The organism is Streptosporangium sp. NPDC023615 (assembly GCF_040640155.1).
Classification (GTDB): domain Bacteria; phylum Actinomycetota; class Actinomycetes; order Streptosporangiales; family Streptosporangiaceae; genus Streptosporangium.
This window is the reverse complement of sequence record NZ_JBFABE010000022.1, coordinates 97,447-110,710: the sequence shown is the minus strand read 5'-3', so window position 1 is coordinate 110,710 and position 13,264 is coordinate 97,447. Positions and strand designations below refer to the sequence as shown.

Genomic DNA, 13,264 nt, shown 5'->3' with positions numbered 1-13,264 from the left:
ATCGGCGGTGATCCACCGAGCGGGCACCCCGGCGGCCAGCGTGCGCTCCAGCATCATGCGAGCGATGGCCGGTTTGGTGGCGAAGGCGACCCTCACGGTCGCCTGGGGCACGGCTGAACCGGCCGGGGGCGGGGTGCGTAGCTGGAAGTGTCACAGACGCGCACCCCGTCATGAAGGAGACCCTGTTGGCCGGTTCCGTCGACCGCGGCCGGACGCACGCCGCGCACAGCCCGTCGCTCCCCTCGCCGGCGCGGGCCACGCCGGAGGGGGCCGGGCCGGTGGACTTCAGCGTCCCGTGCAACCCGTACTTCCCGACCCCCGATGTCTTCGGCATCCTGGAACGCGACCTCGCCGCGATCCTGACGTCCCACCCCGCCGACGCCGGGACGGTCACCGCCGAGCTCTGCGGGGTGCTGGGCCTGAACCCGCAGACCGTCGTCATGGGCAACGGGGCGACGGAGCTGATCACCTGGATCGACCACCTGCTGGTCGGGGAGAGCCTGGCGGTCCCGATCCCCACCTTCGGCCGCTGGACCGACCAGCCGCTGGAGACGGGCAAGCGGGTGGACATGTACCCGCTGCAGGAGAACCAGGGGTTCGCGCTGGACGTGGACGCGTTCGTCGCCTTCGTCCGGCACCGGGGCTCCCGGGTGGCGGTCGTCTGCAACCCCAACAACCCCGACGGCGGCTACCTGCGCCGCCACGAGGTCATCGCCCTGCTGGACCGGCTCGTCGACCTCGACCTGGTCGTGGTGGACGAGTCGTTCATCGACTTCGCCGACGCCGAACCGTACCCGAGCGTCGCGAACGAGGCCGCCATCCGGCCGAACGTGGTCGTGCTGAAGAGCCTGGGCAAGAACTTCGGGCTGCACGGCGTCCGCCTCGGCTACATGGTGGCCAATCCCGCGCTGGCCGCCCGGGTGCGCGGGGCACTGCCCCGGTGGAACCTGAACTCCTTCGCCGAGACCCTGGTCTTCATGATCCGCCGGTATCTTCCCGAGTACCTGGAGAGCCTGCGGCTGCTCGCCCTGGACCGCGAGTCGATGCACTACCAGCTCACCCGGGTCCCCGGGCTCGCGGTCTTCCCCTCCCAGGGCAACTTCCTGCTGGTACGGCTCCCCACCGGCTCCGGCGGCGCCGCCCTGCGCGACCGGCTGCTCGACGAGCACGGTCTCCTCGTCCGGGAGTGCGGCGACAAGCTCGGCATGACCGCCCAGTTCGTGCGCCTGGCGGTGCGGCCGGAGGGAGACGTGCGACGCCTGGTCAGCGGGCTGTACGCGGTGCTCTACGAGAGCGGCGACAGGACGCTGAGCCCCCTGCCCCCGCCGCGGCCGATCCCCACCCCGCTCTACGACCCGCTGCCGGGAACCGCCCCGACGCCGCTGTACGACCCGTCGCCCGCGCCGGCGGGCGTGCCCGTCCCCCTGTACGAGGGCGACCGCCGCTTCGACATGCTCTCGGCGAGCCTGCCGCCCTCCCCCTGAGCGGCGCGGCCGAAAGATTCCGGCAGGTGAAGGAGATCTTCTGTCCAAGCCCGGTGCGGGAACCGGGCGGCCGGCGCGGGAAAGGGGTCGGATCGTGCCGATCACGATCCGGCAAGGTACAGGAGGAACCCGTGCGACGCTTCTTCATCAGGACCGGCGGGCCGGCCGCCGTGGCGATGCTCGCCGCCATGATCGCCACACCCGCCCTCGCCGCTCCCGGGGCCCGCGCCTGCGCGGCGCCCCCGGCACCCCCGGCACCCCCGGCGCTTTCGGCGCTTTCGGCGGCCCCGGCGGACCCGGCCGGCTCCGCTCGGGCCGCCGTTCCCGCTCGGGCCGTTCCCGGTGGGGCCGGGGCCGCCCGGGCCGATTCGCCGTCGCGGGACACCGGGACCGAACCGGTCGACTTCCAGATGGAGACCGTCGGTTCTTCCGAGCGGTTCGTCATCCGGCTCACCGACGCCAAGAAGATCGAGCACGCCCGGAGGATCCTCAGCGGGAAGGAGACCGCGGAGGTCCACGTGATGGGCCGGATCGTCAAGCGGACGGCCCCCTACAACCCGGCCTACGGCTTCCACCTCGACCCGAACACGATCGACTTCTTCCAGATGGCGATCGAGGTCTGCGACGCGACGCTGAGCTACGTCGAGGACCACCTCGACGAGGCGTGCGGCGCCTTCCTGCCCGGCTGCTTCTACTGCCCCTGGACCTCCCGGCTGGTGGCCGAGGTCACCCCGTCCTGACGCCCGGCTCGCCCCGGTGGCCCGGCGCCGGCGACGCCGGGCCACCGGGAACGCCGGACGCCCTCAGCAGACGCTGAGCCTGCTGTTGACCAGGGTGTTGTTCCGTACCACGGTGTTGGCGCCGCACGGGTTCTCGACGATGGCCGAGTCGGTGACCCGCAGGTTCTGGATCGTGATGTTCGCGTTCACCGGGAACTCGGTCCGCGAGGCGAGCCGGATGTCGCCGGGACCGGTCACGCTCCCGCCGCTCTGCGCGATGGTGACGTTGTAGCAGTTCTCGACGAGGATGGGGTTGTTCCCGGTCTGGGCGATGTCCACCCGGTCGATGACGGCGCCGCCGCTCTCGGAGACGCAGAAGATCCCGCGCCCGCCGCCGCGCGCGATCACCTGGCCGACCCGGATGTTCGTCGGGTACGAGCTCCCCACCCGGCCGTTCCTGTTCGCCATCCGGAACGCCGCGTAGCCGGTGCCGGTCCCGGCGCCCTGGGCGTCGACCAGGTTCACCGTGGCGTTGATCGTGTCGTTCAGCAGCAGCCCGGACTCACCGGTGTTGCGGGCGGTCACCGTGCCCACGGTCAGGCCGTCCAGGCCGTAGGTCTCCACGCCGTGCGCGCTCGTCCCGGAGACGTACACGTTGTCGATCCGCACGTTGCGGGTCCGCACGCTGCGGTCGCCGTGGTTGTCGACGCGGATGCCGAGACCCCGCGAGACCCGGATGTCGATCTGCCCGAGCGTGATGTTCGTGCCGTTCCGGACGAAGATCCCGTACAGCGGTGTGCCGGTGATCCTGAGGTTCTGCACCTCGACGTCCCGCACGCCGCGCGCGTACACCACGGCCTGGTCGCCGCTGCCGGAGCCGGTCACGTTCACCGTGCCGCAGACGTCCAGCACGGTGTAGCTCGGCAGCGAGAGCCGGGAACCGGCGCTCATCGAACCCGAGCCGCGCACCACGACCCGCTGTTTGGAGGTCCGTCCCGAGGTCAGACTGCCCACGGCCGCCTGCATGGCCGAGAGCATGCTGGTGCCGGTGTAGACGGTCCGGGAGCCGTTGCGCGCGGTCCAGGTGCTCCCGCTCAGCACCGCCTCGGCGTTGTAGGAACCGTCACCGCAGGCCATCCGGGCGGTGCCCGCGGCGCCGGTCGCGCCCGCCGTCCGGGTTGTGCCCGTCGTGCCCGTCGTGCCCGTCGTGCTCGCCGTGTTCGCCGTCCGGGCGGTGTCCGCGACGCTCGCCGTGCCCGCCGCCGCGGCGGGGGTGGGGGCCAGCGCCGCCGCCACCAGGACCATGCCGGTGAGGGCGGCCGCGATCGGGCCGGATCGCCGGCCGCGGGCCGGTGCTCTGCCGTTGCTCTCCATGTTCGGCTCCTTCGCAGGGGGGAGCGGGCGCGTGCCGTGTCCCGGAGCACGGCGGGGCCGGACGCGTCGCGCGCATCGCCGCGCCCCGCCGCGCCCCGCCGCACTCCTCCCGCCGGCCCGGTCGTGGGCGGACGGCGGGCGACCGGCCTCACGCGCCTGCCGGTGTGGCGAGGAGTCTCACAGCGCGGGAACGGCCCGTCAACAAAGCCGTCTGACACGATTGAATCGTTTTTGTCATCGCGGGGCGGATCATCCGCCCCGAACTGCCCCGATGAGCTCACCGGCCGTTTCCGGGCCGGTGAAAATTTCATCCGCCCACGTCCCCGGGGGGCGTCCTGCCGGGTCGCCGTCAGGGCCCGTGGTCAGGGACGGCCGGACCGGGCCGCCGACCGTCGGACCGCCGGGCCGGGCCACCGGCCGTCGGGTCGCCGGGCCGGACCACCGGCCCGATCGCCGGGTCGGACCGCTTCCCGATGTCCGGGTAGATCGTCCTTGGAAGTGATAGACGACTTTCGTTTCGGTGGTAGCGTCGGACATGTCCAACCGTTCCGGTACGAGGGAGGACCGAGCGATGACCGAAACACCGGTGATGCCCCTGCACATGCGGCGGGAGCGGTTCGATCCGGTCGAGGAGCTCACCCGGGCCCGGGACGGCGAGGGGGTCACCCGCTTCACGACGATCTTCGGGACCCCCGCCTACCTGGTGAGCCGGTACGAGGACGTCCGCGAGGTGCTCTCGGACGCGACCCGCTTCAGCAACGCCGGCCCGCAACCGCTGCTGCGGCCCGGCAACCTGAGCGACGAGGAGCTCGCCCGCCTGCAGGCGGGGCAGATGCTCGCCCACGACCCGCCCGAGCACACCCGGCTGCGCCGGATGCTCACGCCCGAGTTCACCGTGCGCCGCATGCGCAGGCTGGAACCGCGGATCGTCGAGATCGTCGACGCGGCCCTGGACGACCTCGAACGGGCCGGGAAACCGGCCGACCTGGTCTCGCTCTTCGCGCTGCCGGTGCCCTCGCTGGTGATCTGCGAGCTGCTGGGCGTCCCGTACTCCGACCGTGAGGAGTTCCAGCGGCGTACCGGACGGCTGCTCGACGTGTCGCTGCCCCTCGAGCAGCGCACGGCCGCGCAGCTCGAGAACCGCGCGTACATGAGCGTCCTGGTCGAGCGTGCCCGGGTGGAGCCGGGCGACGACATGCTGGGCATGCTGGTACGGGAGCACGGTGACGACCTGACCGACGACGAGCTCACGGGCGTCGCCGCGCTGCTGCTCCTCGCCGGGCACGAGACGACCGCGAACATGCTCGGCCTGGGCACCCTGGCCCTGCTGCGCCACCCCGAACAGCTCGCCCTGGTCCGCGACGACCCGGCGCAGGTCGAACCCGCCGTGGAGGAGCTGCTGCGGTGGCTGTCCATCGTGCACTCGGGCGTGCCGCGCACCACCACGACCGAGGTGGAGATCGCCGGGCACACCATACCCGAGGGCTCCCAGCTGTTCCTGGCGCTCCCGGCGGCCAACCGCGACCCGGTGCTCGTCGACGACCCGGAGCGGTTCGACGTCAGGCGGGGAGCCCCCGGCCACGTCGCGTTCGGGCACGGCGTGCACCACTGCCTCGGCGCGCCCCTGGCCCGGATGGAGATGCGGATCGCCTTCCCCGCGCTGCTGCGCCGCTTCCCCGGCCTGGCCCTCGCCGTGCCGTACGAGGAGATCGAGTTCAGGGCCTTCAACGTCGTGTACGGGGTGCGCGCGCTCCCCGTCACCTGGTGAGGCGGGAGGGGATCGGGATGAGAGCCGACGCCGAGCGGGACATCTGCATCGGGGCGGGGATGTGCGTGCTGACCGCCCCCGCGGTCTTCGACCAGGACGACGACGGCATCGTCGTCGTCCTGACCGAGGAGATCCCTCCCGGGAGCGAGGAGGCCGTGCGCCGGGCGGCCACGCTCTGCCCGTCCGGGGCGATACGACCACCGCGGGACGACACCGGGCGGTGAGCCGGACATGGCCACCGGCGCGGGACGATGACGGGGACGCGGGGGCCGGGGGAGCCACCGGGAGCGCGGGAGCCCCGGGAGCCGCGAGAACCGTGGGGGCCTCGGGGCCGGGGCCTGCGGGTCGACGCCGCGCGTAACCACGAGCGGATCGTCGTCGCGGCCGGGCGCGCCTTCGAGGAGTCCGGGCCGGAGGTGACGCTGGCGGAGGTCGCGCGCCGCGCCGGGGTCGGCGTCGCCACGGTCTACCGGCGCTTCCGCTCGCGCGACCAGCTCGTGCGCGCCGTCTTCGCCCACCTGCTCACCACCGAGATCGAGCCGGCCGTCGCGGTGGAGACCGACGACCCCTGGCGGGACCTCGTCGGTTCCCTGGAGGCCACCGTCGGCGTCCTCACCGGACGGCGGGTCATCCTCGCGCTCGCCCGCGAGACGGACGTGGTCGACGTCGAGAGCGTGCACCGCTACGTCCGCTCGATGGACCGGCTGCTGGGCCGCGCCGCCGCCGCCGGTCTCGTACGGCCGGAGCTCCAGGGCCGGGACCTGGCCGCCGTCGTCGTGATGGCCCTGGCCACCGCCCACCCCGGCGACCCGGGGGGCGCCGGGCCCAGACGGTACCTCGCGCTGCTCGTCGACGGGTTGCGCCCGGCCCCGTCCCCCCTGCCGCCCGCCCCGGCCCTCTCGTCCCCCGCCCCGGTCCTCTCGTCCCCCGCCCCGGCGTCCCCGCCGCCCGCTCCGCGCCACCGGCCGGGGACGGACGCGCGGTGACCGGGGCGCACCGGCCAGGGCGACGGGCCGCTCCTATCCGCCGCACCGCGCCGGCCGGGGGCGGACGCGCGGTGAGCGGGCTGCACCCGCCCGCCAGGGTCGAGGAGTACAGGGCCAGGGGCTGGTGGACGGACGAGACCATGGACGGGCTCTTCGCGAGCCGCGTGTCCGCCGCGCCCGGCCGTCTCGCCGTGGTGGACCCGCCCGACAAGGCGGACCTGGTGGACGCGGCGCCACGCCGCCTGACCTGGCGTGACCTCGACGAGGAGGTCACGCGGCTGGCGGCCGTGCTGTTCCGGTACGGCCTGGACGCGGGTGACGTGCTGGCGGTGCAGTTGCCCAACACGGTCGAGCTCGTCGTCGCCTACCTGGCGTGCTGGCGGCTGCGCCTGGTGGTCTGCCCGCTGCCGGTGCAGTATCGCGAGCACGAGCTGGCAGGCCTCGGCCGACGCGCCGGTGTCACCGCGGTGCTCACCGTCTGGCGCTTCAAGGACCGGCACCCCGCCCTGGAGGTCCGCGCGGCCCTGCCCGGCCTGCCGGTCCTGCTGATCCACGGTCTGGCTCACGGTCCGGTCCCCGGTCCGGTCCCCGGCCCGGTTAGCGCCCCGGTCCACGGCGCCCGCCGGCCGGGCCTCCCCGGTGGAGCCGTCGACCTGGACGCCGCACTGGGCGCGGTCACGGAGGAGGAGGCCCGTACCGTCCGCGCGTACGCCGGGGTCCACCCCGCCGACCCCGGCGAGTGCGTGACGATCTGCTGGACCTCCGGCACGGAGAGCGCCCCCAAGGGGGTGCTCCGCACCCACTACGACTGGCTGGCCGTGAGCCGGGCCACGACCGACGCGCCCCGGCTGACCGGCGACGACGTACTGCTGAACCCCTTTCCCATGGTCAACATGGCCGGGATCGGCGGCACGTTCCTGCCCTGGCTGCGCGTCGGCGGTCTCCTGGTCCAGCACCATCCCTTCGATCTCGTGACGTTCCTGCGGCAGATCACCGAGGAGCGCGTCACCTACGCCCTCGTCCCGCCCGCCCTGCTGACCCTGCTGCTGGAACGCGCCGACCTGCTCGCCACGACGGACCTGTCCTCGCTGAGGCTCATCGGGTCCGGCTCGGCGCCGCTGGCCCCGGCCATGGTCAGGGGCTGGCAGGACGACCACGGAATCGGGATCGTCAACTTCTTCGGCTCCAACGAGGGCATCGCCCTGCTCACGGCTCCGGGCGACGTGCCCGACCCCGAGCAGCGGGCCAGGTACTTCCCCCGCTATGGCGCGCCGGGCGCTCCCTGGAGTTCCCCCCTCTCCCGGCAGGTCTCGCTGCGGCTGGTCGATCCCCGCACCGGTGAGGAGGTCACCGAACCCGGCCGTCCCGGGGAACTGCGGGTCAAGGGACCGACGGTCTTCCCCGGCTACCTGGACGGCGAACGAAGGCCCGGCCCCCTCGACGAGCGCGGCTACCTGAGAACCGGCGACGTCTTCGAGATCGCGGGGGAGCGCGGGGAGTTCCTGCGCCATGTCGGCCGGAGCGGGGATCTGATCACCAGGGGCGGCGTGAACATCTCCCCGGCCGAGCTGGAGGGGCTGATCGCCACGCATCCCGCGGTCCGCGACGTGGCGGTCGTCGGTTACCCGGACGAGGTGCTCGGGGAGCGGGTGTGCGCGGTGGTCGTGCCGCGCGAGGGAGGCGCCCCGACCCTGGAGGAGCTGATCGCTCACCTGCGCGCCGGCCGCATCGCCTCGTACAAGCTGCCCGAGCGGCTGGAACTGCGGGGCGCGCTGCCGCGCGGCCCTCTCGGCAAGGTCCTCAGGCGCCGTCTCAGGGACGACCTCGCGGGCTGAACGGCCCGCCGCGGAAACGGGACGGGCAGCACGCCGGGTCACCGCGTCCACGTTGGGCGGCACGCGCCGGGCGGTACGCGCCGGACGCGAAAAGGACCGTTCCTCTCCCGCCGGACGAATCGTAATGCGCGATCACCCGTTTACGGCCGGTCATATTCGCGAATTTCCGTAACGGCAGGAAGGAATTCCCCAGAGCCGTCTGGTTAGAGGCCTTCACTGAGAATCGATGCGGACGGACCGACCCCTGACCCATAATCACCACCAGGAACACACGAAAGTGAAAAAGGGAGTGCTTCGGTGCACGGCAGAACCTCTCCGCTGTTCGTCGGCAGAGCACGGGAGCTGGAGTTCCTCGGAGAGGCGTGGGCGGCGGCGAGGCGCCGTGACGCGCGGATCGTGGGCGTCCGCGGCATGCCGGGGATCGGCAAGACCGAGCTGGTCGAGCGTTTCCTGCACACGGTCCCCGGCGTGCCGGCCGTCCGCGCCTTCGGGGACGAGGACGCGCTCACCCATCCGTGGGGCGTCCTGAACCAGATCGCCGAGCAACTGCCGGCACCGGCGCTCGCCCGGACGCTGGCGGGCCAGGCCGAGGCCGCCTTCGTCGGCCAGGCGCTCGCGGCGGAGCTCGGCGCGGCGGGCGAGCTGATCGTGGTCGTCGACGACGCGCACTGCGGCGACCGGCAGTCGATGACCGCGCTCCGCCTGGCGGCCAGGCGCCTGCGCAACGCCCAGGTGCTGCTGCTGATCGTCCACCAGGCCGCCGCCCGGCCGGTGGGAGCCGAGCCGGGCACGCCTCCCATGGAGCTGCACGAGGGCTGGACGCGTCTCTTCGGCTCGGCCCAGGGCCGCCTGATCCAGGTCGACGGGCTCACCCCCGACGACCTGGTGCGTCTCGCCGTCGCCACCGGTCACGACGGCCTGACCCCGTCGGGGGCCAGGAGGCTGCACGAGCACACCGACGGCAACGTCCTGCACGCGATCCTCCTGCTCGACCAGGTGGAGATGCACTCGATCAACTTCGGCAACGGCCCGCTGCCCGCCCCCCGCGGCATGACCCAGGCGGTCGTGACACGGCTCGCGTCGTGCCGGCGCCGTACCCGCGAGGTCGTCTGCGCGGCGGCGGTGCTCGGCCGCCGGTTCGGCCTGGCCGACCTGCGCGCGCTCTGCGACGTCGCCGACGTCACCGAGCCCGTCGCCGAGGCCGTGGACGCGGGCCTGATCAAGGAGATCCCGGGGACGGCCGGGCAGGAGTTCGCGTTCACCACCCTGCTCGTCTGGGACCGCATCTACTACGACTCCGGCGTCGAGCGGCGCCGCGCCCTGCACCGCGACGCCGCCCGCCTCGGCGGCCCCGGCGCCCTCTGGCACGGGATCGCCGCGTCCGGCGGCGGCACGGACGGCGAGCTCGCCGCGCTGGCCGAACACGAGGCGCGGACGCAGCTCTCGCGGGGCAGGCTCCCCCTGGCGGCGGTGTACGCCCGCCACGCCGCCGAGCTCACCCCGCCGGGCCCGGACCGGGTGGCGCGCCTGCTGACGGCCGCCGAGACGCTCCTGGTCTCGGGGGACGCCACCGTCGCCCGCCGCTACGAGAGCGAGATCCTCGCCGCCCCGCGGGGGCCCTGGCGCGACTACGTCGCCGGTTACCAGGCCCTGATCGCGGGACGTGTCGCCGAGGCCAGGCGACTGTTCGTCCAGGCACTGGAGGCGTCAGGGAAGGGCGGCGTGGAGAGTCCGCGCGCCCCCGCCGACCTGCGGGCGCGCATCGCGGCCCAGCTCGCGATCATCGGCGTGGTCGAGGTCTCCTACCCGGAGATGGTCGAGTACGGCACCGCGGCCGTCGCGGCCGGCAGCCGCGAACCCTGGGTGGGGGCGTTCGCCTGGTTCGCCCGGTCGCTGGGCTGGGCCCTGGCCGGCCGCGCCGAGGAGGCCCTCGCCTCGCTGGCCGACGCCGACCTGCCCGGCTCGGCCGCGGGACTGGACGGCCTGGTGGCCCGCGGCATGATCCGCCTGTGGACCGACGACCTCGAGGGCGCCTCCGCCGACCTGCGGGGGAGCGTCTCGCGGGCCACCCGCGGCGAGGCGCTGCGGGTCGGCCAGGCGCTCGGCTTCCTGGGCGAGGTCGAGTACCGGCGCGGGAGGCTGGACGACGCCGTCCGCTTCACCCGGCTCGCCGTGGGCGACGCCGAGGAGAACGAACGGGTCTGGGACTACGCCGTCCTGCACTCCCTGGCCTGCTATCCGCGCGCGGCCCGGGGGGAGTGGGAGACGGCCCGCGAGCACGCCCGCCAGGCCGCCGAGTGGGCGCCGATCGTGGAGAGCAGGGCCGGCATCCTCTACGCGGCCGGCGCACGGGCGATGATCGCCCAGGCGCGGGACGACGCCCGGCGGCTGCTCACCGCGGCCGAGACCATCGAGTCGCACTACGACTCGCTGGAGCCCGGCACCCACCTGTTCGGGCCGGTGCGCGCCGACGCGCTCTCCCGGCTCGGCCGGGCCGGCGAGGCGGAGGAGTCGCTGGCCGCCTTCACCGGCCGGGTCGCGCCGAGCGGGCGCCGTTCCGCGCTGATGTCCGTCGCCAGGGTGCGGGCACAGATCGCCGCCGCCCTCCGTGACCACGCGCGCGCCGTGGGGGACTGCGAGGAGGCCCGCGACCTGGCCCGGCAGGTGGGGCTGCCGATCGAGGCGGGCAGGATCGACCTGGTGGCCACGCGCTCCCTGCACGCCCGGCGCCGGTACGCCGAGGCGGAACGGCTGCTGCGGCGGGCGCTGGTGGCCTTCAACCGCACCGGCGCCGCGGCCTACGCCGAACTCGCCCTGAGGACGGCCGCCGAGCTCAAGCTCTCGGTGGACGGTCCCAACGCCGCCTTCGGCACGCTCACCGGGGCCGAGCGCGAGGTCGTGGCGATGGTCTGCGAGGGCCTGACCAGCCGCCGGATCGCGGAGCGGCGCTCGGTGTCCATCAGCACCGTGGAGACCCAGCTCAACCGCGTCTACGCGAAGCTGAACGTCACCAACCGGATCGAGCTGCGCGCCGTGCTGTCGGAGCCCGGCGACTGAACCGGACCGGCCGCGAACGGTGCCCGGCCCGGGACGCGGGCGGTCACCGAAGACGTCCGGTCATGGACGACGTCGGGTCCTGAGGGGGCGTCCGGCCGCGAACGGCGTGAGGGCCGGGACGGCGTCACGGCAGGGGCGGCGTCGGGGTTCCGCCGGTGATCCGTAGGGGTTCTCCCCGGACGCGTCCGGGACGCGCGGCCGCTACCGTGGGCGCCTGCCAGAGCGCCGGGAGACGGACGCCCCGACAGGAGGCCGGAATGCGCTTGACCGTGGACGTCCGCAGGACCGCAAGCGGCCACATCGCCGGGACGGTGGAGCCCGAGGCCGGACCACCCGTGCCCTTCCACGGTGTCATCGAGCTGGTCACCCTTCTGGAGACCCACCTGGAGGGGTGAGCGCCCACGGACCGCCGCCGGGTCCGTGCCGCCGGGCCCGCGCCATGGGCCCGCGCCGCCACCGGGAGACGGCCCGGCCGCGCGGTCACCGGCGCCGGGCGCCGCCGTTCACGGAACGCCACGACGAGGGGGAGAGCATCGGATGGGCATCATGTCCCGCCCCGGGAGGACGGCCCGGTGAACGCCACCCTGACGATCTTCGTACCGCCGACCGAGGGCGGCCACGACCTGCTGGACAACTGGGTGCGGCCGATCTGCGCCAGGCTGGGCGTCCGCCTGCTGGCCGCGCTCCCCGGTGCCGGCCCGGGGGCCGTCCTCGCGGCGCGCAGGGCCTCGGCGTTCGTGGTGTGGGACTGCTCGGTGGAGGGTCCCGAGGACGTCTACGCGGCCTTCGACGCGCACGCCAGGCTCGACCCCGCCACCGTCGTACTGAGCCGCACCCCGCTGCCCCGCAACGTGCTGACCCGCGCGGGCCACGCCCCGGTCCACGGGGAGACGATGGAGAACGCGGAGCTGGGGGAGTGGCTGGAGCGGCGGCTGCGCCGCGCGCTGGGCATGCCCCCCGCCCCGGGCCCCTCCGGGCGGGCCGGGCACTACTGGATGTTCGACCACCCGGCGGACTACTTCCTCAGCTTCCACGCCGCCGGACGGCGGGAGACGGAGGAGTGGCGGGCCGCGTTCGAGAGGACCCACTCGGTCACCGTGCGGATGGTGCCGCCCCGCGAGTACTCCTACCCGGGCGAGGTGGTCACCCGCCAGCAGACGTGGGAGGGCGTGGCGCGGCTGATGTACGAGATCAGCGCGACCGGCCGGGTCATCGTCCGTCCCGGGCCGGACTACTTCGCGTCCTTCTGGTCGGTGAGCGAGCTGCTCGCCACGCTGTGGCTGCTGCCGCGCGGCTCCACACCGCCCATGATCACCTCGGCGCACGTCGCGTCCGGCTCCGGGCCGATGCGGCGGTTCGAGAACCTGACCGCCCCTTCCGTCCTGGGCGTCCCCCACCTGAGCGACGCCCAGGCCGACCGGTTCGCCCGGCTCGTCAACGGCTCCGGCCCGATCACCGCCGTGCCGCGGGTCGGGCGTCTCGCGAACGGGGCGGGCACGGGCGTCACCGGCACGGTCAAACACCTCGGACATCACGACCCGGAGCTGGACGACCCGCGCTTCTGGGACGAGCCACGGGTGCCCTGCCCGGTCTGCGCGCCCACCGCCGGGGACGCGGCCACGGTGGACTGGGGACGGCACATGGACCTGGTGTGGCGCCGGGGCGGGGTGGACCACTACGGCCACTTCGCCGTCGACCGCCGGGAGCTCGGAGCGGAGGGCGTCCGCTGCCCCGGGTGCCGCACCCACCTGAGACTCGTCAACGACCTCGGGGTCCGCACGCTCTGGACGCCGCTCTCCGAGGACGAACCCGACCGGGACAGGCCGCTCATCCGGCGCGACCCCATCTGGCAGGTGCTGCCGGACCCGGACCACAGGCGGGCCGCCGAGTCGCTCCCCGGCACGAGGACCGTCGATCTCCTCGGCGATCGCCGCGGCGGGGGGCGGGCGGCCGGGGCGAGGTGGATCCCGGCGCGCAGTCCCTCCTGACGGCGGGTCGCCGGGCGGGGACCACCGGACCCGTCGTCCGTCATCGTCCGTCG

10 protein-coding genes are annotated in these 13,264 nt (G+C 74.1%); 9 read left to right on the top strand and 1 reads right to left on the bottom strand.

Translation table 11 applies throughout. The features are described from left to right. The first annotated feature begins 185 nt into the window (after positions 1 to 185). Positions 186 to 1,484, top strand: coding sequence for a histidinol-phosphate transaminase (locus tag AB0G16_RS18160; RefSeq protein WP_362805915.1), 1,299 nt, complete (start codon positions 186 to 188; stop codon positions 1,482 to 1,484). Positions 1,485 to 1,615: 131 nt separating this feature from the next. Continuing rightward, a complete protein-coding gene (locus AB0G16_RS18155; RefSeq protein ID WP_362805913.1) occupies positions 1,616 to 2,224 on the top strand; it encodes a hypothetical protein in 609 nt (202 codons plus the stop codon). Between the two features lie 63 nt (positions 2,225 to 2,287). On the opposite strand, the gene AB0G16_RS18150 is transcribed toward AB0G16_RS18155, so the two are convergent. Then, on the bottom strand, positions 2,288 to 3,577 hold the full coding sequence (locus AB0G16_RS18150; RefSeq protein WP_362805911.1) for a right-handed parallel beta-helix repeat-containing protein: 1,290 nt from the start codon (positions 3,575 to 3,577) through the stop codon (positions 2,288 to 2,290). Positions 3,578 to 4,148: 571 nt separating this feature from the next. Here AB0G16_RS18150 and AB0G16_RS18145 point away from each other — a divergent pair. The 7 genes from AB0G16_RS18145 to AB0G16_RS18115 all read left to right on the top strand — a co-directional run bounded on the left by AB0G16_RS18145 (position 4,149) and on the right by AB0G16_RS18115 (position 13,211). Next, positions 4,149 to 5,345 carry a cytochrome P450 gene (locus AB0G16_RS18145; RefSeq protein ID WP_362805909.1) on the top strand — a complete coding sequence of 399 codons (1,197 nt, stop codon included), beginning with the start codon at positions 4,149 to 4,151 and terminating at the stop codon, positions 5,343 to 5,345. Between the two features lie 17 nt (positions 5,346 to 5,362). Next, the gene (locus AB0G16_RS18140) at positions 5,363 to 5,569 is read left to right on the top strand and encodes a ferredoxin (RefSeq protein ID WP_362805907.1); all 207 of its coding nucleotides are present in this window, start codon (positions 5,363 to 5,365) and stop codon (positions 5,567 to 5,569) included. Positions 5,570 to 5,596: 27 nt separating this feature from the next. Beyond that, entirely contained in the window at positions 5,597 to 6,331 is a 735-nt protein-coding gene (locus tag AB0G16_RS18135) for a TetR/AcrR family transcriptional regulator (protein ID WP_362805905.1), read from the top strand. Positions 6,332 to 6,402: 71 nt separating this feature from the next. Beyond that, positions 6,403 to 8,166 (top strand): class I adenylate-forming enzyme family protein, encoded by a 1,764-nt coding sequence (locus tag AB0G16_RS18130; protein WP_362805903.1) that lies wholly within the window; start codon positions 6,403 to 6,405, stop codon positions 8,164 to 8,166. 297 nt (positions 8,167 to 8,463) lie between these two features. Further along, on the top strand, positions 8,464 to 11,223 hold the full coding sequence (locus AB0G16_RS18125) for an AAA family ATPase (RefSeq protein WP_362805901.1): 2,760 nt from the start codon (positions 8,464 to 8,466) through the stop codon (positions 11,221 to 11,223). Positions 11,224 to 11,480: 257 nt separating this feature from the next. Next, positions 11,481 to 11,618 (top strand): hypothetical protein, encoded by a 138-nt coding sequence (locus tag AB0G16_RS18120; RefSeq protein WP_362805899.1) that lies wholly within the window; start codon positions 11,481 to 11,483, stop codon positions 11,616 to 11,618. 177 nt (positions 11,619 to 11,795) lie between these two features. Then, positions 11,796 to 13,211, top strand: coding sequence for a hypothetical protein (locus AB0G16_RS18115; protein WP_362805897.1), 1,416 nt, complete (start codon positions 11,796 to 11,798; stop codon positions 13,209 to 13,211). Positions 13,212 to 13,264: the final 53 nt, after the last annotated feature.

What these genes read in the sequence shown, in the direction of transcription:
- AB0G16_RS18120 (WP_362805899.1), top strand. Translation starts at nt 11,481, where the DNA reads ATGCGCTTGACCGTGGACGTCCGCAGGACCGCAAGCGGCCACATCGCC.
- AB0G16_RS18135 (WP_362805905.1), top strand. Translation starts at nt 5,597, where the DNA reads ATGACGGGGACGCGGGGGCCGGGGGAGCCACCGGGAGCGCGGGAGCCC.
- AB0G16_RS18140 (WP_362805907.1), top strand. Translation starts at nt 5,363, where the DNA reads ATGAGAGCCGACGCCGAGCGGGACATCTGCATCGGGGCGGGGATGTGC.
- AB0G16_RS18150 (WP_362805911.1), bottom strand. Translation starts at nt 3,577, where the DNA reads ATGGAGAGCAACGGCAGAGCACCGGCCCGCGGCCGGCGATCCGGCCCG.
- AB0G16_RS18145 (WP_362805909.1), top strand. Translation starts at nt 4,149, where the DNA reads ATGACCGAAACACCGGTGATGCCCCTGCACATGCGGCGGGAGCGGTTC.